The organism is Vandammella animalimorsus (assembly GCF_002285285.1).
In the GTDB taxonomy this organism is placed as follows: Bacteria; Pseudomonadota; Gammaproteobacteria; order Burkholderiales; family Burkholderiaceae_C; genus Lampropedia; species Lampropedia animalimorsus.
In genome coordinates, this window is record NZ_NSJF01000006.1 from 17,026 (window position 1) to 38,479 (window position 21,454).

The following is a 21,454-nucleotide window of genomic DNA, read 5'->3' on the forward strand; positions in this document are numbered from 1 at the left end:
CGAGCCTTGGCAAGACAGGGCTCGCTCAATCGCCCTGGCCGGCCCGCTCGATCAGCACGATGGCGCACTCCTGCTCAGCGTGGGGTTGATGCTCCACGCCCTTGGGCATCACAAAGAGCTCGCCGGCACGGATGCGCACTGGCGCTGCATCCTTGAAGCGAATGCCCATTTCGCCGCTGAGCACCAGCACGGCCTTGTCGCTGTGCGCATGGCTGTGCCATTCAAAGTCGCCCACAAAACGCACGAAGCGCAGGCCGAAATCGCCACGGTTCAGGATGAGCGGCTTCCAGTGCTCGCGCAGCTGCGCCAAGGTTTCTTGCAAAGAAATGGGGGCGTCAAAGGGTGCGTCAATGGGGGCGTGCATGGCTGCCATTCCTTGGGATGTCTTGCCGCTCAAAAATCCACTGTGGCCGAGAGCTGGAAGCTGCGCGGCGCGCCCAGGGCCAGGCTGGTGTAGTGGGGCTTGGCCCAGTAGGTCTTGTTGGCGGCGTTGGCCACGCTGGCGCGCAGCGTCAGCGGGTAGCTGGCCAGGTGCGTGGCGTAGCGCGCGCCCAGATCGAAAACGGTGCGGCCGGGGATGGACAGTGCATTGTCGGCGCTGAGGTATTGGCGCGATGCGTAGTTGGCGTGGGCGCTGAGCGTCAGCCCCGGCAGCGCCGGCACATCCCACTCCGCGCCCAGCTTGGCCTGCCATTTGGAGAGGCCCGTGGCCTGCCTGCCCTGGTGCGCGGCTGCGGCGGCCTTGAGCACCTCCGCCTGTGCGTGGGCAATGCCACCCATCAGGCGCCAGCCCTGGGCCGGCGCGCCGAAAAAGCCCCATTCCACGCCGCGGTTGCGCTGCAGCCCCCCGAACGAGAAAACATTGCTGACGGGATCGACGTAGCCGCTGGGGCGCTCGATCTGGTAAAGGCTCAGCGTGTGGGCCCATTCGCCCTGGTCGAACTTGAAGCCCAGCTCTTTTTGCGTGCTCTTGTAAGGCGCAAAGACCTCACCGGCGTTGGCGGCCGTGGCCGGCGCGGTGGCGCCCTGGCTCAGCCCCTGCGCGTAGTTGGCGTACAAGGACAGGCGCTGCGTGGCTTTGAGCAGCACGGCCGCCACGGGCGTGGTCGCGGCCTGGTCGTAGCGCAGGCCCATGGCCGCGCCCGTGGCGGCGTTGAAGCGCTCTGCGACGACTTGTTGACGGCGCAGCCCCAGGGTCAGCTGCACCCGATCGCCCATGAAGGACAGGGTATCGGCCAGGCCCAGGCTGCGCAGCTGCGTTTGCGTGCGGCTCAAGGCCTGCAGTGGGCGCGGCAGGTCCGGGCCCCAGGCGGGGTGATGGATGTTGCTCGTCCAGCTCTCGCGCAAGCGAAAGCCATCGAGCTCGATGCGCTCGTCAAAATGGTTGAGGTGCAGCGCGAACTGGTGCCCCACGCTGCCAGTGCGCAGCTGGCCCTTCAGGCCCGCCTCAGCCGTCTTGCGGGTGATGGTTTCGTCCACGCCGCCAAAAGTCAGGCGCATGCTGCCTGCCGCATCGAGCACCGTGGGCAGGCCCATCATCGTCTCCAGCCCGCTGGTGCTGCGCCCGGCTGCGGCCCAGGCGGTCAGTCGCCCGCTCACATCGAATTCACCGCGCAGCGTGGCGCCGCGCGCGGTGGCCTCGTAAAAGGCCCAGGGCGGGTTCCACGATACCGTGGCACGCGGCGGCTGGGGCACGGCCAGGCCCGGCGCCAGCGTCAGGCCGCGCGTCATGCCGTTGAGGCGGTCGCTCGTGCGGTAGAAATCGGCAAACACGCGCGCACGCGGGCCGCGCCAGTCCAGCGCCAGCGCGCCCAGGTGGGCTTGCTTCTTTTGCGTATCGACGGCGGTCTCGCCGCTGCGGGCCATGGCGTTGAGGCGCACGCCCCACTGCTGACTGGCGCCAAAGCGCCGCCCCAGATCCAGGTGGGCGCGTCCATGCGCATCCGACTCCAGGCCGGCCGTCAGCCGCGTCAGCGGCGCGCTGCCCGCGCGCTTGGGCACCAGGTTGACGGCGCCGCCCACCGAACCTTTGGGCGGCATGCCGCCCAGCATGGCCGCAGGCCCCTTGAGCACCTCGATGCGCTCGAAGCGCTCGGCCAGATTGCGGTAGCTCGAGCCCATGCCAGCGAGGCCATCGACACTGACATCGCCCGCATCCATGGCAAAACCCCGGATGAAGTAGCTCTCCAGATGCTCACCGGCAATGCCGCTGAGGGAAACGGCCGGGTCATTCCTGGCAATCACGCCCTGCACGTCGGCAAGGGCTTGCTCGGCAATGAACTGCTCGGTGTAGCCGATGGTGGCAAACGGCGTTTCCATGAAATCCCTCTCGCCCAGCAAGCCCATGCGGCCGCCGCTGCTCACCTGGCCGCCGGCGTAGGGCGCGCTGGCCAGCCCGGCCTGACCAGTCACCGTCACGGCAGGCAGCGTCTTGTCCTGTGGCTGTGACGCTGCTGCAGCCTCAGCCTGTGGGACCTGGGGCAGCGCCTGGGCCGCCTGGGCAATAGCCGGCGCCCAGACTCCCATACCGCTGCAAACGCCCAACCCAAAAGCCAGCCATTGGCGCACAGCCGCCGCGCGGCCGCCGCAAGGCGGGCTTGCATGGCCACAAGGCGGCCTGGCCTGGGTTGCGCGCACGGCTGCTGGAGTGGTGGATGGGGGCTGGCCTCGGGTCATGCCGGATTCCTTTCAATTGGTACTTGGGGGGAGAAAACGCAGGCGTGGGGCAACCTTGGGCGGCTTTGCCATCAGCGCAGCCAAGTGGTAGCGGGCGGTGTCGGGTCGTGTCGGGTGGTTCGCCCATACACTCTTTTGATCTATGACACGAATTAGTTTCATAACTATAAACTAATTCGGCGCGCACACCGCCCAGATGACAGGCCAAATACCGGCCAAGAGCGCCGCGCGCCCGACCGAGAGAGGATTTGCCATGAAAAAAATGCCGCCGCCAGCCCCCTGCTCTGCGCCAGCGCCCGCTGCCGCGCCGCGCGGCCGCCCGCCCAGCATCACGCGCGCGCGCATTGCCGAGGCCGGCGTGGCCATCGGCCTGCCGCACATTACCTTCACGGGGGTGGCCGCTGCGCTGGGGGTCAGCCACATGGCGCTGTACAAGCACGTGCCCAGCCTGGCAGCGCTCAAACAATTGGTGGCTGAGGAAATCTTTACCCGCTGGCAGTTGCCCGAAGTCGATGAGCAACGGCGACAAGGGCTGCGCGACTACCTGCTGGCCTTCAGCAGCGCCGCGCGTGCGTTCGTCCGTGCGCATCCTGGGCTGACGCCCTATGTGCTGCGCCGCGAGGCCGCCACCCCGGCCATGCTGGACAAGATCGAGGCCCACCACCGGCACATCGCACGCATCTACGATCTACGCCCGGCGCAGGCGCGCTGGCTGCTGAGCACCGTGGCCTTTCATTGCATCGCCGTCTCCGACACGGTCTACAGCCTGGCCTGCCCCTCGGCTCAGCCCGACGAAGAGCCGGAGGATCTGGCCAGCGCCGCCGCGTGCGCCGCCCAGCAGTCCGAGATGGAGGCCGAGCTCGAACAAGGCATGCAGGCGCTGATCGTTGGCGCGCTGGCGCTGTTGGAGGAGAAAAGGGATTAGGACCTGGTCAGGTCACCTGCCAGCGGCACGCAGCCGCTGGCACGCAGCCTATGGCCCCACCGCTCATTCTGCGGCGGTTTCCTCTTCCTCCGGCTTGGGCTTGGCCTCTTTCTTGAGCGGCGTGATGTCCAGCTGCACTTCGTCCTTGACGCCGCCCTGGCCATCGTCCACCTGCTTGAGGCCGATGACCACGCGCCCGCCATCGGCCAGGCCGCCGAACAACAGCTCGTCGGCCAGCGATTTGCGGATCGTGTCCTGGATCAGGCGCTGCATGGGGCGCGCGCCCATCAGCGGATCGAAGCCTTTCTTGGCCAGGTACTTGCGCAGCTCGTCGGTGAAGCTGGCCTCGACCTTCTTTTCAGCCAGCTGGCTTTCCAGTTGCAGCAGGAACTTATCGACCACACGCAGGATGATCTGCTCATCGAGCGGCTTGAAGCTGACGATGGCGTCGAGCCGGTTGCGGAACTCGGGCGTGAACATGCGCTTGATGTCGCCCATTTCGTCGCCGGCCTGGCGCGGGTTGGTGAAGCCGATGCTGGCCTTGTTCATGGTCTCGGCGCCGGCGTTGGTCGTCATGATGATGATGACGTTGCGGAAATCGGCCTTGCGGCCGTTGTTGTCCGTCAGCGTGCCGTGGTCCATCACCTGCAGCAGGATGTTGTAGATGCTGGGGTGGGCCTTCTCGATCTCGTCGAGCAGCAGCACGGCGTGCGGCTTCTTGGTCACGGCCTCGGTGAGCAGACCGCCCTGATCGAAGCCCACGTAGCCCGGCGGCGCGCCGATGAGGCGGCTGACGGCGTGCGGCTCCATGTATTCGGACATGTCAAAGCGGATCAGCTCGATGCCCATGATGTAGGCCAGCTGGCGCGCAGCCTCGGTCTTGCCCACGCCAGTGGGGCCGGAGAACAGGAAAGCGCCAATGGGCTTGTCGGGCTTGCCCAGGCCCGAGCGCGCCATCTTGATGGCGCTGGCCAGGGCCTCCAGCGCGCCGTCCTGGCCGAACACCACGCTCTTGAGGTCGCGCTCCAGGGTCTTGAGCTTGCTGCGGTCGTCCTGCGAGACGGCCGCCGGCGGGATGCGCGCGATCTTGGCGACGATGTCCTCGATCTCGGCCTTGCCGATGGTCTTGCGGCGCTTAGAGGGCGCGAGGATGCGCTGCGCCGCGCCGGCCTCGTCGATCACGTCGATGGCCTTGTCGGGCAGCTGGCGGTCGTTGATGTAGCGCGCCGAGAGCTCGGCCGCGGCCTGCAGGGCGGCATTGGCGTACTTGACGCTGTGGTGCTCCTCGAAGCGGCTCTTGAGGCCCTTGAGGATGTCCACTGTCTCGGCCACGCTGGGCTCGACCACGTCGATCTTCTGAAAGCGCCGCGACAGCGCCGCGTCCTTCTCGAAGATGCCACGGTACTCGGTGAAAGTGGTTGCGCCGATGCACTTGAGCTGGCCGCTGGAGAGCGCCGGCTTGAGCAGGTTGGAGGCATCCAGCGTACCGCCCGAGGCCGCGCCCGCGCCGATCAGCGTGTGGATTTCGTCGATGAACAGCACCGCATCGGGCTTTTCGCGCAGGCTTTTGAGCACGCCTTTGAGGCGCTGCTCGAAGTCGCCACGGTACTTGGTGCCCGCCAGCAGCGCGCCCATATCCAACGCGTACACCGTGGCGTTTTCCAGCACCTCGGGCACATCCTTTTGCGTGATGCGCCAGGCCAGGCCCTCGGCAATGGCGGTCTTGCCCACGCCGGCCTCTCCGACCAACAGCGGGTTGTTCTTGCGGCGACGGCACAGCACCTGGATGGTGCGCTCGACCTCCTGTTGACGCCCGATCAGCGGATCGATGCGGCCTTGGGCTGCGGCCTGGTTCAGATTGACGGTGTACTGCTCCAGCGGGCTGAGTTTCTCACCGCGCTCGCCGCCAGGCTGCTGGCCTTCTTCCTGCCCGCCCATGGCGTCGGCGCTGCCGGCCTTGTCGCCGGCCTCGTCCTTGCGGATGCCATGCGCAATGAAATTCACCACGTCCAGCCGAGTGATGTTCTGCAGCTGCAGGAAATAGGCCGCATGAGAATCCTTCTCGCCAAAGATGGCCACCAGCACATTGGCGCCCACGACCTCTTTCTTGCCGTTGCCGGTGGACTGCACGTGCATGATGGCGCGCTGCACGACGCGTTGAAAACCCAGCGTGGGCTGGGTATCGACCTCATCGCTGCCACCCACTTGAGGCATGTTGTCGTCGATGAAACCCGTCAGCGCACTGCGCAACTCCTCGATATTGGCCTTGCAGGCGCGCAGCACCTCGGCGGCGCTGGGGTTGTCCAGCAGGGCCAGCAGCAAATGCTCAACGGTGACGAATTCATGGCGCTTTTCCCGCGCCTCGACAAAAGCCTTTTGCAAGCTGACTTCCAGTTCCTGGGCAATCATTGATACGAACTCCTTGTGCTTGCGAAAAATAAGATACCGGGCAGGTGCGGCCGCCCTGAAAAAAATCAATAGGTCATTGATCGACCATTGACACAACCAATCGAGTCAAGCACCGCCGGCCACTCACCGCTTTGAGCCCAGCGGGCGCGCCGCATGGTGAAGCATTTGCTGCATGGCGTCAACGGCGCGTTTTCCATTGGCCGACGCACTCCCTGGCCCTTCGGTGCCGATCGGCCTTTGCTGTTGAGCTTATGAGGCCAGCGGCTCACTCAAGCATTGCAGCGGGTGACCCGCGCTGGCAGCGGCACCCATGACCTGATCGACCTTGGTCTCGGCGATCTCATGGGGATACACCCCGCAGACGCCACGACCTTCGAGGTGGATCTTGAGCATGATCTGCGTGGCCATATCCCGGTTCTTGCCAAAAAACTCCTGCAGCACGGCAATGACAAACTCCATCGGCGTGAAATCGTCATTGATCATCACTACCTGGTAGAGCGGCGGTTGCTTGGGCCGGTGCAGTTGGCGCTCCACCACCGCAGTTTCTTCTTCCTGCAACGGCAATACCGTGGGCGGCGCCGGGGGCTTGATGGGCTGGTTGGAGGCTTCTGGAACATTCATGGCGCTGGATTCTAGAGCGTGTTCATGACTTCGGCGCGAGTGGGCCAAAGCGGTTGGAGCTGGTTGCAAGGAGCCAAAGCACAATCGAAACAGGCATGCCCCGCCACGCTTGCCATGTACAAGTTTTTACGCCCGCAGTGCAGTGCATGCCGCGCAACTGCCGCTACGATGCCGGCCCAGCAAGATCACACCCACTGCACGTTTTCTGCCATGCATCTGAAACACACGCTCACTCTGTTGCGCCGTGCCAATGCTGCGGCGCTGGCCTTGGCACTGGCGCTGCCCACCGCGCTGCAAGCCCAGGCGCCACAGGCTTCGGGCCAGCCGCAGCTGGACCTGCCGCGGCTGACGCTGTCGATCAACATGTTTCGCATCGATGCCCAGCTGGCCAGCACCCCTGCGCAACGGCAGATTGGTTTGATGTTCCGCCCGAGCATGCCGCAGCACGAAGGCATGCTGTTCGTCTTCGAGCAAGCTGGCGTGCAGTGCTTCTGGATGAAAAACACACTGCTTCCGTTAACAGCGGCTTTCCTGGCCGACGACGGTACGGTGGTCAACTTGGCTGACATGCAACCCTTGAGCACCGAGCAGCACTGCTCGGCACAGCCGGTCCGCTATGTTCTTGAGATGAACCAGGGTTGGTTTGCCCAGCGCGGCATTGCAGCGGGCATGCGCCTGCGTGGCCAGCCTTTCGAGACAGCCAGCACGCGCAAAGCCCAGCAGCCCTGATGCTCTGCGCACCCCAAGCCCTCTGTTGAAAATGCACCGCCGCATCTAGAATCAACGGCTTGCAAAGAGCGCATCAAGAATCCGCCGGGGCGCGCCCGATGGGCTCGCCCTTGGCACCATCCAGCGCCAGCACCCATATCGCCAGCCTTCACCGCCACCGTCGTGATCCTGTACGAATACCCTTTCAACGAGCGCATCCGGACTTACCTGCGTCTGGAATACCTTTTGCTGCGCCTGCAGGAGCTGCTCAACCGCTCCGACGTCACCGACCACCAGTACGCCCTGCAAACCATTTTCGAGGCCATCGAGGTCGCCTCGCGCACGGATCTGAAAACCGACATGCTCAAGGATCTGGAGCGCCAGCGCGCCGCGCTGCAGATCTATAAGGACTACCCCGACATCGACCACGGCGTGCTCGACCGCATCTTCACCCGCATCGATTACTGCGCCAAGAACCTCACCACCATGCCTGGCAAACCCGGCCAAATCATTGCCGACAACGAGTGGCTCAACACCGTGCGCAGCCGCATGGGCATCCCGGGTGGCACCTGCAATTTCGATCTGCCATTGCTCCACCATTGGAAACACCGCCCATCGGCCACCCGCCTGCGCGATCTGGAAACCTGGGCCAACAGCCTCACGCCCGTGGCCGACACCGTATTCCTGCTGCTCAAGCTGGTGCGCGACACCGGCACGGCGCACCGCGTGGCCGTCACCAGGGGGCAATTCCAGCAGAACCTGCCGCCCACGCGGGGCTTTCAGTTGCTGCGCCTGTGGGTCGATCCGCGCGACGACGTCACGCCCGAAATCAGCGCCAACCGTCTGCTGGTCTCCGTGCGCTTCATGGAGCCCAATCTGGAAGGCAAGCCCACGCCCGCACACAAGGATTTGTCGCTGGAAGTGGCCATTTGCGGTCTGTAACCGCCCCCAGGCCGTCCGCCCCCACATTCGCCTTGCCATGAGCCACTCATCCCCACCAGCAGATCAGCCCAAAGCCAACGATCAGCCTGCCAACGCTGGCCCCATCGTGGCCTGCCCCCAATGCCAGCAACCCACGCACTTTGCGCCCAGCAACCCTTGGCGGCCTTTTTGCAGTGAGCGCTGCCAGCGCATCGACATGGGGGCCTGGGCCAGCGAGCAGTTTCGCATTGCCGGCAAGCCCGGCGATCCCCAAGGAAGCGAGCAGGACTGAAGCGCCCTACCCTGCAGCCGCCACCCCAGAGACCGGTGGCGGCCAGCGCAAGCCATAGTTTCACTACAATCGGACGCCCGCACGCCCTCTTTACCGAGGTTTGCCCAGGGTGATCTTCCAGGCTCAGGGTGAGCCCAAAACCGTTAAGGGCCTGTTCAAAATCTCTACTGCCCTGCAGCCCACTCACACCGCCTCTTGTCCAATCGCACCGAGACTTTGAGCCGGCTCTGAGCAAGGTCTGGCATCAGCCAGTCACACAATGCAAGGGCTGCAGTGCAGCCGCGCTGTTTTCTCGACGACCATTTTTTCCGCATGTCCTGGCTTGACAAAATCATTCCCTCCCGGCTGATTCGCAGTACGGAAACCAGCTCGCGCCACCAAATCCCCGAAGGCCTTTGGTCCAAGTGCCCGGAATGTGAAACCGTGCTCTACCGCGCCGACCTGGAGAAAAACCTCAATGTCTGCCCGCACTGCGGCGCCCACCAGCGCATCGGCGCGCGCCAGCGCCTGGCAGCCTTTTTGGATGAACAAGGCCGCTACGAAATCGGCCAGGAAGTCACGCCGCTGGATGCGCTCAAGTTCAAGGACAGCCGCAAATACCCCGAGCGCCTGAAAGAAGCCCACAAGGCCACCAACGAAAGCGATGCGCTGATTGCCATGGGCGGTACCCTGCATGGACTGCCCGTCGTGGCGGCCTGCTTCGAGTTCGACTTCATGGGCGGCAGCATGGGCAGCGTGGTCGGCGAGCGCTTCGTGCGCGCCGTGCAGGCCGCGCTGCACAAAAAAGTGCCTTTCATCTGCTTTACCGCCACGGGCGGCGCGCGCATGCAGGAAGGGCTGCTGTCGCTGATGCAAATGGCCAAGACCAACGCCGCGCTGACGCACTTTGCCCAGCAGCGCCTGCCCTTCGTCAGCGTGCTGACCGACCCCACCATGGGCGGTGTCAGCGCCAGCTTTGCCTTCATGGGCGATCTGGTCATTGCCGAGCCCAAGGCCCTGATTGGCTTTGCCGGGCCGCGCGTGATCGAATCCACCGTGCGCGTCAAACTGCCCGAAGGCTTTCAGCGCGCCGAATTCCTGCTTGAAAAAGGCGCCATCGACATGATCGTCGATCGCCGCCAACTGCGTGACGTGATCGCGCAAAACCTGGCCATTCTGCTGGGCCGGCCCAGCATTGCCGCTCCCAGCGCGCCACTGTCCCCGGGCAGCACCGCCGCAGAGGCGGCCGGCCAGCCGGCCCCAGGGGGCGAGGCTGCTCTGCCCCACCCCGAGGCTGGCAGCGAGACGCCAAACAATGACGCTACAGGTGCTGGTAAAGGCTGAAGCATCTCGTGCCACATTCGCTAAGCAGCTGCCAGATTTACTTCCGTCCAAAATTCGTTTGTAGCAACATCATGCAGCGCTTATTCCCACACTAAGTCACCAGCCACCATGCAAGGCATGAAGCCATAGCTTCAGTATCATCTTGAAGCTGCACAATAAGCATTTATAGAATTTTGCACATGATTTTTGCTATAATTTAAGCCATTAAGCCCATAAAATAGAAAGTATATCAATGCTTAGCTATCTAATTGAAAATTTAGCATCCATTTTGACAGCAGTCTTCACTTTACTCACTGCCGCAGTCGCATACATCGCAATTTACCAAAACTCTCGCCCAAGCATTATTGCCTATTACCAACCCAGCACACGCACACAATCAATTATTGATTTAGTTATTGAAAATTCAGGCCATAGCAATGCCTACGACATAAAATTCTCCCAACCGGTACCAATATGCCAGTTTGGAATTGGCGCTTCATTGGCAGGAGTTGACCACATTCCTACTTCATCAAGTATTCCATCGCTTGCGCCTGCTCAAAGGCTGATTTTTCAGGGCGGGAAGTACAATGAACTTTTAAATGCCTTGGGGCGTGATGGCATATCATTGAAAATCAAATACAAGTTTCGACCTCCTCTTTGGTTTCAAGTCAAAAAAACTGAAAATTGCACAATCTCAATCAACCACCTAGCAGGAATAATGACCTTTAAAAGTATTGAGCAAGCAGTGATTGATGCCATAGAGGGACACAATCAGACCACAATCAAGGATATTTGCAACTCTCTTCAAGAAATCGAAAAGCACCTAGCAGCAATCAGTAGCAGCAATAGTTCTTTAGGCCGTAAAGGAGGGAGATTTGCACATCTTTAAATGTCCCATCATACAAAAATAAATAAACTTTATTAATTTACAAAGAGCTCGGAATTAAATCAAAACACCTTATTGCAATGGCTCATCCGCCCCTTCGGGCAGGGGCAGCACGGGGATTCCCTCGTCCAGCAACTCCAACATTTGCTGCACGCTGGCTTGGCCGTGGATGGGCCGCTCTGGCGCCTGGCCTTCGTGGATGCGGCGGGCCTCGGCGGTAAAGCGCTCACCAACGTTTTCGGCATTTTTCAGCAAGGCGCGCGCCTGGCTCAGCCACTGGGCCTGGCGTCTGCGCTGCTCGGCCATGGCCTGCTGCGCGCCAGGGCTGGGTGTATGCATTTCTGCCTGACTGGACGCCTTGTCTGCCCTAGCTGGCGGCGGCGGCTGGGCGGCAGCGCTGGGCTGGCGGTTGCTCTTGGCCTTCAAGTGCGGCGCGCTGAGCAGCTTGTCGATTTGCGCGCTCCCACATACCGGGCATTGCAGCAGGCCACGTTGGCACTGCGACTGGTAATCCTCAGCCGAGGCGAACCAGCCTTCAAACACATGCCCGTGCGCGCAGCGCAGATCGAAAACTTTCATGGGTGCCAACTCCTGGCGTAGACACTGGCCTTGCCTGCGAGAGAACGCTTGGGGACGTCGTGCCAGCCGAGCCAGATTGTGAAGCAAAAACCCCTGCCAGACACCGCAAGGTGCTGCAGGGGTTGTGCGAAGGGATGCAGTCTTTGACTGGTCAGGCCAATCCCGTGCCGTCCCCCTCAAGTCAAGTGCGCAAGGCGTTGAGCACGGCCTGCGCGCAAATGGCCATCAGCCCGCCCGGGAACAGGCCCAGCACCAGCATCAGCGCGCCATTGACGGTCAGCACCAGCTTCACGTCCCAGCCGGCCTCAAGCGGGCGTGCCTGGATGTCGGGGGCGTCAAAGTACATCACCTTGACCACGCGCAGGTAGTAGAAGGCGCCGATCAACGACATGATGACGGCGAACACCGCCAGCGCAATGTGCAGGCTGGAGCCCGTGGCCAGCAGGGCCTGGAGCACGGCGAACTTGGCATAAAAGCCCACCAGCGGCGGGATGCCGGCCATGGAGAACATGCACAAGGCCATGATGCCTGCGTACAGCGGGCTGCGCTGGTTCAGGCCGGCCAGGTCGGTGATCTGGTCGGCCTCGAAGCCTTCACGGGCCAGTAGCATGATGATGCCGAAGGTGGCCAGCGTGGTCAGCACGTAGGTCACCACGTAGAACATGGCCGAGCCGTAGGCGGCCTGGGCGCTGTCGGCATTGAACTCGCCGCCCTGCACACCGGACATCAGACCCAGCAGGATGAAGCCCACATGCGAAATGGTCGAGTAGGCCAGCATGCGCTTGAGGTTTTTCTGTGCAATGGCCACCAGGTTGCCGATGAACAGCGAGGCCATGGCCAGAATGCCCAGCATTTGCTGCCAGTCGGTGGCCAGGGGCAGCAGGCCATCGACCAGCATGCGCATCACGATGCCGAAGGCGGCCAGCTTGGGCGCCGAGGCAATCAACAGCGTCACGGCCGTGGGCGCGCCCTGGTAGACGTCGGGGATCCACATGTGGAAGGGCACGGCCCCCAGCTTGAAGGCCAGGCCGGCGACGATGAACACCAGGCCGAAGACCAGCACCTGCTTGTGCTCGAACAGGCCCTGGTTGATGACGCGGAAAATCTCCCCAATATCCAGCGAGCCCGTGGCGCCGTAAAGCATGGACATGCCATAGAGCAGGAAGCCGCTGGCCATGGCGCCGAGCACGAAGTACTTCATTGCCGCCTCGGTGGCCTGGCTGTCGTCACGGCGCAGGGCCACCAGCGCATAGCTCGACAGCGTCAGCAGCTCCAGGCCGAGGTACAGCAGCAGCAGGTTGTTGCCCGAGATCATGAAGTCGATGCCCAGCAGCGCCAGCAGGGACAGCGAGAACAGCTCACCGCCGCGCAGCATGTCGCGCGAGGCCGAATAGGGGCGCGCATAGACCAGCGCCACCAGCACGCTGACGGCGGCAAAGCCCTTGAGCCAGCTGGCCATGGAATCGACCACCATCATGTTGCCAAAGCCGTACAAGGTATTGCCGTGGCTGGCGTAGATGAAGTTCATGCCGGCCACCACGGCCAGCGTGGCCAGCGTCAGCCAGTGCGTGGTCGGGCGCAGGCGCTGTTTTTCCTTCAGGTCCACCAGCGTGATGGCACAGGCCATGACCATCAGCACCAGCTCCGGATACACGGCCACCCAGCTATATCTGTCAATCATCGTAAAACTCTCTTCTGGGCAATTACTGCAGCTTGGCCTGCGCGATGTGGGCCAGCAGTTGGGCGACGGAGGCGTCCATCACGTCGGTGAAGGGCTTGGGGTGAATGCCCATGTAGAGCACGCACACGGCCAGCACGACCATGACCAGCATTTCACGCGCATTGATGTCCTGCAGCGCGCGCACCTCATCGTTGCGCACATCGCCCAGGTAGACCTTTTTGTACATCAGCAGCGAATAGGACGCGCCCAGGATCAGCGCCGTGGCCGCCAGGATGCCCACGGTGAAGCTGTGCTGCACCGAGCCCAGGATGACCATCCACTCACCGATGAAGCCGGCCGTGGCCGGCAAACCGGCATTGGCCATGGCAAACAGCAGCGCGAAGGCGGCAAACTTGGGCATGGTGTTGACCACCCCGCCGTAGGCGGCGATCTCACGGGTGTGCATGCGGTCGTAGAGCACGCCGATGGCCAGGAACATCGCGGCCGAGACGAAGCCGTGCGCGATCATCTGCACCAACGCGCCGGTCATGCCCAGCTGGTTGAAGAGGAAAAAGCCCAGGCTGACGAAGCCCATGTGCGCCACCGAGGAATAGGCCACGAGCTTTTTCATGTCCTCCTGCACGATGGCCACCAGGCCCACGTAGATCACAGCGATCAGCGACAGCGCGATCATCAGCCAGGCATATTCCTGCGCGGCATCGGGCGCGATCGGCAGCGAAAAACGCAGAAAGCCGTAGGCCCCCAGCTTGAGCATGATGGCCGCCAGCACGGCCGAGCCGCCGGTGGGCGCTTCCACGTGCACGTCAGGCAGCCAGGTGTGCACCGGCCACATCGGGATCTTCACGGCGAAGGCGGCGAAGAAGGCAAAGAAGATCCAGGTCTGCTCCAACAGCGACAGCGGCTGGGCATGCCAGGTCAGGATGTCGAAGCTGCCGCCCGAGACGTTGTAGAGGTAGATCACCGCCACCAGCGTCAGCAGCGAACCCAGCAGGGTGTAGAGGAAAAACTTGAACGCGGCGTAGATCTTGCGCGGCCCGCCCCAGACGCCAATGATCAGGTACATCGGGATCAGCGTGGCCTCGAAGAACACGTAGAACAGCATGCCATCCAGCGCGGTGAACACGCCCACCATCAGGCCCGAGAGGATCAGGAACGCGCCCATGTACTGGTTGACGCGCTCAGTGATGCTCTCCCACGAGGCAATCACGACGATGACGGTGATGAAGGCTGTCAGCGGCACGAACCAGAACGACAGGCCATCGACGCCCAGGTGGTAATGCACGTTGAACGCGGCAATCCAGGGTGTTTTTTCGACGAACTGCATCTGAGCCGTGCCAGTGTCGAAGCCGGTATAGAGCGGCAGCGTCACCAGCAGGCCCAGCACGGCGCCGGCCAACGCCAGCCAACGCACCAGGTTGGCCTGCCCAGGCTTGCCCAGGGGCAGCAGCAGGATGCCCGCCACGATGGGCACCCAGATCGCGAGACTTAACCAAGCCATTTTTCTTGTTCTCCTAGTGGCTCCGCCACACGAAATACGCCATGAGCGCGAACACACCCAGAATCATGACCAGCGCGTAGTAGTAAATGAAACCCGATTGGAACCAGCGCACCACGCCGGCCAGCCAGCCCACCAGTCGCCAGGATCCGTTGACCACGGCGCCATCGATCAGCGCCTGGTCGCCCGCCTTCCAGAACACCCGCCCCAGCTTCATGAAGCTGCCTGCGATGCCATCGATCCAGAGCTTGTCCATGAAGTACTTTTCCTCGAACAGGCGGTAGATGGGGTGGAAGGCGCGTTGGAAGAATGCCGGCACGGCGGGATTGACCATGTAGCAATACCAGGCGGCCGCCACACCGGCCAGCGCCAGCCAGAACGGCGCCGTGACGAAGGCGTGCAGACCCAGCTCCAGCCAGCCGTGGATGTGCTCGGCCAGGTAGGCCATGGCCGGGTGCTTGGCCGCATCGACGAAGATCACGCCCTTGAAGAAATCACCGAACAGGAAGCCCATCAGCACGCAGGCGCCAATGGCCACCGAAGGAATGGTCAGCAGCAGCAGCGGCACCGTCACCACCCAGGGCGATTCGTGCGGCTTGGCGCCATGACCATGGCCATGGTCGTCGTGGTGGTGCTCATGCACATGCGGATCCTCGTCGTAGCGCTCGCGGCCATGGAAGACCAGGAAGTACATGCGGAACGAATAGAACGCCGTGATGAATACGCCCGAGAGCACGGCCCAGTAGGCCAGGCCCGAGGCCGGCAGGTTGCTGGCGCCCACGGCCATGATGATGGCGTCCTTGGAGTAGAAGCCGGAGAAGAACGGCGTGCCGATCAGCGCCAGCGAACCCAGCAGCGAGGTGATCCAGGTAATCGGCATGTACTTCCACAGCCCGCCCATATAACGCATGTCTTGGTTGTGGTGGCAACCCATGATGACCGAACCCGCGCCGAGGAACAGCAGCGCCTTGAAGAAGGCGTGCGTCATCAGGTGGAACACCGCCACGTGGTAGGCCGAGGCACCCAGGGCCACGGTCATGTAGCCCAGCTGCGACAGCGTGGAATAGGCCACGACGCGCTTGATATCGTTCTGGATCAGGCCCAGCAGTCCCATGAAAAAGGCCGTGATGGAGCCGATGATGAGGATGAAGTTCAGCGCGGTGTCCGACAGCTCATACAGCGGCGAGAAGCGCGCCACCATGAAGATGCCGGCCGTCACCATGGTGGCGGCGTGGATCAGCGCCGAGATCGGCGTCGGGCCTTCCATCGAATCGGGCAGCCAGACGTGCAAGGGGAACTGCGCGCTCTTGCCCATGGCGCCGATGAACAGGCAGATCAGCGCCGCCGTCAGCAGGCTGCGGTCGGTGCCTGGCAGGTTCAGTGTTGCCAGATGGTCGGCGCGGGCAAAGACCTCGCTGTAGTTGAAGGTGCCCACGCTGGCCACCAGCAAGCCGATGCCCAGAATGAAGCCGAAATCGCCCACGCGGTTGATCAAAAAGGCCTTGAGGTTGGCGAATACGGCAGTGGGCTTGGTGTACCAGAAGCCGATCAGCAGGTAGGACACCAGGCCCACGGCCTCCCAACCGAAGAACAGCTGCAGCATGTTGTTGCTCATCACGAGCATCAGCATGGAGAAGGTGAACAGCGAGATGTAGGAGAAGAAGCGGTTGTAGCCCGGGTCGCCCTCCATGTAGCCGATGGTGTAGAGGTGCACCATCAGCGAGACGAAGGTCACCACCACCATCATCATGGCCGAGAGGCTGTCGATCTGGAAGCCGACCTCCATCGCGGTATTGCCCAGCACAGCCCATTGGTAGAGCGTCTGGTTGAGCACCGGCGCGCCGTTCATGACCTTCCACAGGGTCATGGCCGAGAGCACGAAGGCGATGAACACGCCGGCGATGGTGATGCTGTGCCCTGCCCTGCGGCCCAGCAGATTGCCGCCCATGGCGGTGCCGAAGATGCCGACGATGAAGGCGCCGATCAATGGGGCCAACGGCACCCAGAGCAAGGTCGATGCGGAAAGTGTTGGAGTCATGGTCTGCCTTGCCTCGTGATCAGCCTTTGAGGGTCGTCAAGTCGTCGGCGCTGATGCTGGTGCGGGCGCGGAATAGCTGCACCAGAATGGCCAGACCAATGGCCGCCTCGGCCGCCGCCACGGTCATGATGAAGAACACGAACACCTGCCCGTGCAAGTCGCCCAGGAAGTAAGAAAACGCCACGAAGTTCATGTTCACGGCCAGCAGCATCAGCTCAATGGCCATCAGCAGCACGATCAGGTTCTTGCGGTTGAGGAAGATCCCCACCACGGCCAGGGCGAACAGGATCGCCCCCAGCGACAGAAAATGCCCCAATGTCAGACTCATGGCTTGATCTCCTCTTGCGCGGCCTGTGCCGGCTCAGCCGCAGGCGCGCGGCGCACCGCAGGCATTTGCACGACGCGCATGCGATCCTCGGCCTTGACGTGCACCTGCAGCGATGCGTCGATGGCCTTGGTGTCACGGCGCGTGCGCAGCGTCAGTGCGATCGCAGCAATCATGCCCACCAGCAGGATCACGCCGGCGACCTGCACTGGCAGCACGTATTCGGTGTACATCAGCTTGCCCAGCTCACGCGTGTTGTTGTAGCCAGGCTGGGCGGCGATGAGTTCGCCAGCGGCATCGGTATCGGGAAAGCCCAGCCAGAGCACGGCCACCATCTGGCCCACGACCACGGCCAGAATCACCAACGCCGCCGGCAGGTTCTTCTTCAGTGCGCCCTGCATGCGCTCGATGCGGATGTCCAGCATCATCACGACGAACAGGAACAGCACCATCACCGCCCCCAGGTACACCATCACCAGCAGGATGGCCAGGAACTCGGCACGCATCAGCAGCCAGACCCCTGCGGCCTGCGAGAAGGCAAAGATCAGGTAGAGCACCGCATGCACCGGGTTGCGCGCCGTGATGACGCGCAAGGCTGCAAACAGCAGCGCTGCGGCAAAAAGGTAAAAGAATGCGTTTCTGACGTCCATGACGGTCTTCTTCTCAGCCTGCGCCTGCGGCGCTGCAAAGGTCTTCGTAAGGAATGGGATGTACGCCCCTGGAATCCAGCCCGCTGCTGGCGCAGGGCTTCAGCGGTACGGGGCATCGGCCGCCTTGGCCGCGGCAATCTCTTTCTCGTAGCGGTCGCCCACGGCCAGCAGCATTTCCTTGGTGAAGTACAAATCGCCGCGCTTTTCGCCGTGGTATTCGAAAATCTGCGTCTCGACGATCGAATCCACCGGGCAGCTTTCTTCGCAAAAGCCGCAGAAGATGCACTTGGTCAGGTCGATGTCGTAGCGTGTGGTGCGGCGTGTGCCGTCATCGCGAACGTCCGACTCGATGGTGATGGCCATGGCCGGGCAGACCGCCTCGCACAGCTTGCAGGCGATGCAACGCTCCTCGCCGTTTTCATAACGGCGCAGCGCATGCAGGCCGCGAAAGCGCGGTGACAGCGGAGTTTTCTCCTCAGGGAACTGCACCGTGATGCGACGGCTCATGGCGTAGCGGCCGGTCAGCATCATGCCCTTGAGCAACTCCCAGAGCATGAAGCTCTTGAAGAAGTCCTTCAGGGAAAAGGCGTTGCCGGAGATCGTGGGTTTGGCTTGCGTGGTGTGTGCCATCTGCTTGTTCGCTCCATCAATGCCAGATGTTCAGCGGCGAGAACAGCCAAATGCCGACCACGACCACCCACACCAGTGTCAATGGGATAAAAATCTTCCAGCCCAGGCGCATGACCTGGTCATAGCGGAAACGCGGGAAAGTGGCGCGGATCCAGATGAACCAGCTGACGACCAACGAGGCCTTGATTCCCAGCCAGATCCAGCCAGGGATGAAATCCAGGAAGGCCAAAGGCGCATCCCAGCCGCCCAGGAACAAGATCGCCGCCAGGAACGACACCAGCCACATGCTGGCGTATTCGGCCAGGAAGAAGATCGCAAAACCCATGCCAGAGTACTCGACCATGTGGCCGGCGACGATCTCAGCCTCGCTCTCGACCATGTCGAACGGGTGACGGTTGGTTTCGGCCACGACCGAGATCATGTAGACCACGAACAGCGGCAGCAGCGGCAGCCAGTTCCAAGAGAGGAAATTCAGGCCCATGTCGGCAAAACGGCCCACCTCTTGCACGCGCACGATGTCGCTGAGGTTCATGCTGCCCGTGACCATGACGACCGCGAGAAAACAAAAGCCCAGCGCGATCTCGTAACTGATCATCTGCGCCGAGGCGCGGATTGCACCCAGGAACGGGTATTTAGAGTTCGAGGCCCAACCGGCAATGATGACACCGTACACCTCGATGGAGGTGATGGCCATGATCAGCAGCACGCCGGCATGCACGTTGGACAGCGCCATGTCGGGGCCGAAGGGAATCGCCACCCAGGCCGCCAGCGCCGGCATGATGGCCATCACCGGGCCGAGCAAATACAGTTTGAAGCTGGCCGCCGAGGGACGAATGATTTCCTTGGTCAGCAGCTTCAGGCCATCGGCCATGGGCTGCAGCAGGCCCCAAGGGCCAACGCGGTTGGGGCCATAGCGCACTTGCATCCAGCCCAGCAGCTTGCGCTCCCACAGCGTCAGGTAGGCCACGGCAATCATCAGCGGGGCCACGATGGCCACGATCTTCAGCAGGTTCCACAGCACTGGCCAAGCCAGGCCGTTCCACCATGCAGCGTCGATCGCATTGAAGCCCAGGTTGTAGAAGGATTCGATCATGCGCTCACCTCATCGACAGCGCGGGCAATTGGGGAGTTGGGCTGCGCTGCATCGCGTTGCACCTCGGCCCAGCCAGCGCGCTCGCCCAGGCGGGCATCGGCCGTGGCCTGCAGGGCCGGGGCACGGCGCACCAAGCCGTCGAGCTGGTAGATGCTGGCCACGACCGGGCGCACGCCAGCGACGCGCACATCGACCTGGGCGATGTCGGCACGATTGCTCAATGTCGCAGCCGGCACGAATGCAGGCTTGCTCTCGCCGGTGCGTTCGCGCGCAAAGCGCGCCAGCACTTCGGGCGATTCTTCGTAGTCGAAGCCGGGCAAGCCCAGCAGATTGCCCAGCACGCGCAGCACTTTCCAAGCCGGGCGGGTTTCGCCCAGTGGCTTGACCACAGCATGGAAGCTCTGCAGCCGGCCTTCGGCATTGACAAAACTGCCGGAGGTTTCCGTGAACGGCGAGATCGGCAGCAGCACGTCGGAAAACTCCAAGTTGGTTTTGAACGGGCTGAGCGTGACCACCATCTCGGCCTGCTGCAAGGCGGCCACAGCATTCTGACCGGCGGCACTGTCCCACTGCGGTTCGGTGTTGAGCAACAGCAAGGCTTTGGCCCCACCGGCCAGCATCTGCCCGGCATTCAGGCCATGCGCGCCCGGCAAGGCTGCGGCCCATTGAGCGCCCACGGTATTGGCCGCCTCGGTCAAGAAACCGACGCTGGCGCCGATGTGCTCGGCCAGCCAGTTGGCCAGGGCCAGCAAGGCCGTGGCCTGCGGATGGTGGGCCACGGCATTGCCCAACAGCACGGCCTTGGGCATACCCCCAGCGCCAGCCAGCAATTGCTTGGCCACAGCTTGATCCTGCGCATGCACGGGGGCCTCGAGCGGCGCTGGCAGGCCTTTCTCGGCAGCTACGGCCGCTGCCAGGCTGGCCAGCTCGGGCAGCCAATTCGTGCTGGGCACGATCCAGTTGTGCGCCACGGGCATGGCCCAGTCGTAGGCGTGCTCGGTAAAGGCATAGACCTGCGCGCCATGGCGCGCGGCCTGGCGGATGCGCGCGGCAAACAGCGGATGTTCCTTGCGCAGGTTGGAGCCGATGACCAGCGCCTGGCCCAGCGTGGAGAGCGCCGCGATCGAGGTGCCCAGCCAGCGCACGCCGGCCTGCTGCGCAAACTCGGCATGGCGCAGGCGGTGGTCGATGCTGTCGCTGCCCAGGCCCTGCATCAGCTGCTTGGCCAGGATCAGTTCTTCAAGGGTGCTGTGCGGGCTGACCAACGCGCCAATGCGGTGCGCGCCGTGCTCGGCCTTGATCTGGCCCAGGCCCTGCGCCACGTATTCCAACGCTTGTTGCCAGCTCACTTCCTGCCATTGGCCGCCCTGCTTGATCATGGGCGCGCGCAGGCGATCCGGACCGTTGAGGGCTTCGTAGGAGAAGCGGTCGCGGTCGGCGATCCAGCATTCGTTGACAGCTTCGTTCTCGAACGGCAGCACGCGCATGACGCGATGGTTCTTGATCTGCACGATCAGGTTCGCGCCCGAGGAATCGTGCGGCGCGATCGACTTGCGGCGCGACAACTCCCAGGTGCGGGCGCTGTAGCGGAAGGGCTTGCTGGTGAGCGCGCCCACGGGGCAAATGTCGATCATGTTGCCGGAGATTTCAGAATCGACTGTATCGCCTTTGACCGTGGTGATCTCGGAGTGCTCGCCACGATTGATCATGCCCAGCTCCATCACGCCGGCCACTTCCTGGCCGAAGCGCACGCAGCGTGTGCACTGGATGCAGCGGCTCATCTCCTCCATGGAGATCAGCGGGCCGACGTTCTTGTGCAGCACGACGCGCTTTTCCTCCTGGTAGCGCGAGCGGCCCTGACCATAGCCCACAGCCAAATCCTGCAATTGGCATTCACCGCCTTGATCGCAGATCGGGCAGTCCAGCGGATGGTTGATGAGCAGGAACTCCATCACCGATTGCTGGGCCTGCACGGCCTTGGCGCTGTGCGTATGCACCACCATGCCTTGCGTCACCGGCGTGGCACAGGCCGGCAGGGCCTTGGGGGCTTTTTCCACGTCCACCAGGCACATGCGGCAGTTGGCGGCGATGGAGAGTTTCTTGTGGTAGCAAAAGTGCGGGATGTAGGTGCCTGCCTTCTCGGCCGCATGCATGATCATGCTGCCTTCCTGCACCTGGACTTTTTTGCCGTCGAGTTCGATTTCAACCATATCGCGGGTTCTC

General features: G+C 62.8%; 18 protein-coding genes and 1 pseudogene. 6 read left to right on the forward strand and 13 right to left on the reverse strand.

The features are described from left to right. Positions 1 to 25: 25 nt before the first annotated feature. Positions 26 to 364 (reverse strand): cupin domain-containing protein, encoded by a 339-nt coding sequence (locus CK620_RS11125; RefSeq protein WP_179290641.1) that lies wholly within the window; start codon positions 362 to 364, stop codon positions 26 to 28. Between the two features lie 29 nt (positions 365 to 393). Beyond that, the gene (locus CK620_RS11130) at positions 394 to 2,526 is read right to left on the reverse strand and encodes a TonB-dependent receptor (protein ID WP_095550366.1); all 2,133 of its coding nucleotides are present in this window, start codon (positions 2,524 to 2,526) and stop codon (positions 394 to 396) included. Between the two features lie 403 nt (positions 2,527 to 2,929). Between CK620_RS11130 and CK620_RS11135 the strand changes: the two genes are divergently transcribed. Further along, positions 2,930 to 3,601, forward strand: coding sequence for a TetR/AcrR family transcriptional regulator (locus CK620_RS11135; RefSeq protein WP_238946106.1), 672 nt, complete (start codon positions 2,930 to 2,932; stop codon positions 3,599 to 3,601). Positions 3,602 to 3,664: 63 nt separating this feature from the next. Here CK620_RS11135 and clpA read toward each other — a convergent pair whose 3' ends face one another. Both clpA and clpS read right to left on the reverse strand, forming a co-directional pair. Further along, positions 3,665 to 6,010, reverse strand: coding sequence for an ATP-dependent Clp protease ATP-binding subunit ClpA (clpA, locus tag CK620_RS11140; RefSeq protein WP_095541938.1), 2,346 nt, complete (start codon positions 6,008 to 6,010; stop codon positions 3,665 to 3,667). Positions 6,011 to 6,259: 249 nt separating this feature from the next. Then, positions 6,260 to 6,631: an ATP-dependent Clp protease adapter ClpS gene (clpS, locus tag CK620_RS11145; RefSeq protein ID WP_095538601.1), complete on the reverse strand. Its 372-nt coding sequence runs from the start codon at positions 6,629 to 6,631 to the stop codon at positions 6,260 to 6,262. Between the two features lie 210 nt (positions 6,632 to 6,841). Here clpS and CK620_RS11150 point away from each other — a divergent pair, with 210 nt between their 5' ends. The 5 genes and pseudogenes from CK620_RS11150 to CK620_RS13905 all read left to right on the forward strand — a co-directional run bounded on the left by CK620_RS11150 (position 6,842) and on the right by CK620_RS13905 (position 10,743). Continuing rightward, positions 6,842 to 7,360, forward strand: coding sequence for a DUF192 domain-containing protein (locus CK620_RS11150; RefSeq protein WP_095541937.1), 519 nt, complete (start codon positions 6,842 to 6,844; stop codon positions 7,358 to 7,360). A gap of 162 nt (positions 7,361 to 7,522) precedes the next feature. Beyond that, positions 7,523 to 8,281 (forward strand): cell division protein ZapD, encoded by a 759-nt coding sequence (gene zapD, locus CK620_RS11155; protein ID WP_095541936.1) that lies wholly within the window; start codon positions 7,523 to 7,525, stop codon positions 8,279 to 8,281. A gap of 37 nt (positions 8,282 to 8,318) precedes the next feature. Next, positions 8,319 to 8,552 carry a DNA gyrase inhibitor YacG gene (locus CK620_RS11160; RefSeq protein ID WP_095550367.1) on the forward strand — a complete coding sequence of 78 codons (234 nt, stop codon included), beginning with the start codon at positions 8,319 to 8,321 and terminating at the stop codon, positions 8,550 to 8,552. A gap of 312 nt (positions 8,553 to 8,864) precedes the next feature. Beyond that, a pseudogene (gene accD, locus CK620_RS11165) lies at positions 8,865 to 9,731 on the forward strand (acetyl-CoA carboxylase, carboxyltransferase subunit beta); the annotation flags it as partial. A gap of 376 nt (positions 9,732 to 10,107) precedes the next feature. Further along, entirely contained in the window at positions 10,108 to 10,743 is a 636-nt protein-coding gene (locus CK620_RS13905) for a hypothetical protein (RefSeq protein WP_143326077.1), read from the forward strand. 69 nt (positions 10,744 to 10,812) lie between these two features. Here CK620_RS13905 and CK620_RS11170 read toward each other — a convergent pair whose 3' ends face one another. The 9 genes from CK620_RS11170 to nuoG all read right to left on the reverse strand — a co-directional run bounded on the left by CK620_RS11170 (position 10,813) and on the right by nuoG (position 21,441). Next, positions 10,813 to 11,319 carry a DUF1178 family protein gene (locus CK620_RS11170; protein WP_095550369.1) on the reverse strand — a complete coding sequence of 169 codons (507 nt, stop codon included), beginning with the start codon at positions 11,317 to 11,319 and terminating at the stop codon, positions 10,813 to 10,815. A gap of 181 nt (positions 11,320 to 11,500) precedes the next feature. Continuing rightward, positions 11,501 to 13,000, reverse strand: coding sequence for an NADH-quinone oxidoreductase subunit NuoN (gene nuoN, locus CK620_RS11175; protein WP_095550370.1), 1,500 nt, complete (start codon positions 12,998 to 13,000; stop codon positions 11,501 to 11,503). A 22-nt stretch (positions 13,001 to 13,022) separates the two neighbouring features. Next, positions 13,023 to 14,498, reverse strand: a complete 1,476-nt coding sequence (locus CK620_RS11180) for an NADH-quinone oxidoreductase subunit M (RefSeq protein WP_095550371.1) — start codon at positions 14,496 to 14,498, stop codon at positions 13,023 to 13,025. 13 nt (positions 14,499 to 14,511) lie between these two features. After that, positions 14,512 to 16,533 (reverse strand): NADH-quinone oxidoreductase subunit L, encoded by a 2,022-nt coding sequence (nuoL, locus tag CK620_RS11185; RefSeq protein ID WP_095550372.1) that lies wholly within the window; start codon positions 16,531 to 16,533, stop codon positions 14,512 to 14,514. 19 nt (positions 16,534 to 16,552) lie between these two features. Continuing rightward, the gene (gene nuoK, locus CK620_RS11190; RefSeq protein ID WP_095538593.1) at positions 16,553 to 16,861 is read right to left on the reverse strand and encodes an NADH-quinone oxidoreductase subunit NuoK; all 309 of its coding nucleotides are present in this window, start codon (positions 16,859 to 16,861) and stop codon (positions 16,553 to 16,555) included. Beyond that, the gene (locus CK620_RS11195; RefSeq protein WP_095550373.1) at positions 16,858 to 17,508 is read right to left on the reverse strand and encodes an NADH-quinone oxidoreductase subunit J; all 651 of its coding nucleotides are present in this window, start codon (positions 17,506 to 17,508) and stop codon (positions 16,858 to 16,860) included. Before CK620_RS11195 ends, nuoK begins: the two co-directional genes overlap by 4 nt. A gap of 99 nt (positions 17,509 to 17,607) precedes the next feature. Next, positions 17,608 to 18,138, reverse strand: a complete 531-nt coding sequence (gene nuoI / locus CK620_RS11200; RefSeq protein WP_095541928.1) for an NADH-quinone oxidoreductase subunit NuoI — start codon at positions 18,136 to 18,138, stop codon at positions 17,608 to 17,610. A gap of 16 nt (positions 18,139 to 18,154) precedes the next feature. Next, positions 18,155 to 19,231: an NADH-quinone oxidoreductase subunit NuoH gene (nuoH, locus tag CK620_RS11205; protein ID WP_095541927.1), complete on the reverse strand. Its 1,077-nt coding sequence runs from the start codon at positions 19,229 to 19,231 to the stop codon at positions 18,155 to 18,157. Further along, positions 19,228 to 21,441: an NADH-quinone oxidoreductase subunit NuoG gene (gene nuoG, locus CK620_RS11210; protein ID WP_095550374.1), complete on the reverse strand. Its 2,214-nt coding sequence runs from the start codon at positions 21,439 to 21,441 to the stop codon at positions 19,228 to 19,230. The genes nuoH and nuoG overlap by 4 nt, the downstream gene beginning before the upstream one ends. Between the last annotated feature and the right edge of the window lie 13 nt (positions 21,442 to 21,454).

What these genes read in the sequence shown, in the direction of transcription:
- CK620_RS11125 (WP_179290641.1), bottom strand. Translation starts at nt 364, where the DNA reads ATGCACGCCCCCATTGACGCACCCTTTGACGCCCCCATTTCTTTGCAA.
- CK620_RS11130 (WP_095550366.1), bottom strand. Translation starts at nt 2,526, where the DNA reads ATGGGAGTCTGGGCGCCGGCTATTGCCCAGGCGGCCCAGGCGCTGCCC.
- CK620_RS11135 (WP_238946106.1), top strand. Translation starts at nt 2,930, where the DNA reads ATGAAAAAAATGCCGCCGCCAGCCCCCTGCTCTGCGCCAGCGCCCGCT.
- clpA (WP_095541938.1), bottom strand. Translation starts at nt 6,010, where the DNA reads ATGATTGCCCAGGAACTGGAAGTCAGCTTGCAAAAGGCTTTTGTCGAG.
- clpS (WP_095538601.1), bottom strand. Translation starts at nt 6,631, where the DNA reads ATGAATGTTCCAGAAGCCTCCAACCAGCCCATCAAGCCCCCGGCGCCG.
- CK620_RS11150 (WP_095541937.1), top strand. Translation starts at nt 6,842, where the DNA reads ATGCATCTGAAACACACGCTCACTCTGTTGCGCCGTGCCAATGCTGCG.
- CK620_RS11160 (WP_095550367.1), top strand. Translation starts at nt 8,319, where the DNA reads ATGAGCCACTCATCCCCACCAGCAGATCAGCCCAAAGCCAACGATCAG.
- CK620_RS13905 (WP_143326077.1), top strand. Translation starts at nt 10,108, where the DNA reads ATGCTTAGCTATCTAATTGAAAATTTAGCATCCATTTTGACAGCAGTC.
- CK620_RS11170 (WP_095550369.1), bottom strand. Translation starts at nt 11,319, where the DNA reads ATGAAAGTTTTCGATCTGCGCTGCGCGCACGGGCATGTGTTTGAAGGC.
- nuoN (WP_095550370.1), bottom strand. Translation starts at nt 13,000, where the DNA reads ATGATTGACAGATATAGCTGGGTGGCCGTGTATCCGGAGCTGGTGCTG.
- CK620_RS11180 (WP_095550371.1), bottom strand. Translation starts at nt 14,498, where the DNA reads ATGGCTTGGTTAAGTCTCGCGATCTGGGTGCCCATCGTGGCGGGCATC.
- nuoL (WP_095550372.1), bottom strand. Translation starts at nt 16,533, where the DNA reads ATGACTCCAACACTTTCCGCATCGACCTTGCTCTGGGTGCCGTTGGCC.
- nuoK (WP_095538593.1), bottom strand. Translation starts at nt 16,861, where the DNA reads ATGAGTCTGACATTGGGGCATTTTCTGTCGCTGGGGGCGATCCTGTTC.
- CK620_RS11195 (WP_095550373.1), bottom strand. Translation starts at nt 17,508, where the DNA reads ATGGACGTCAGAAACGCATTCTTTTACCTTTTTGCCGCAGCGCTGCTG.
- nuoI (WP_095541928.1), bottom strand. Translation starts at nt 18,138, where the DNA reads ATGGCACACACCACGCAAGCCAAACCCACGATCTCCGGCAACGCCTTT.
- nuoH (WP_095541927.1), bottom strand. Translation starts at nt 19,231, where the DNA reads ATGATCGAATCCTTCTACAACCTGGGCTTCAATGCGATCGACGCTGCA.
- nuoG (WP_095550374.1), bottom strand. Translation starts at nt 21,441, where the DNA reads ATGGTTGAAATCGAACTCGACGGCAAAAAAGTCCAGGTGCAGGAAGGC.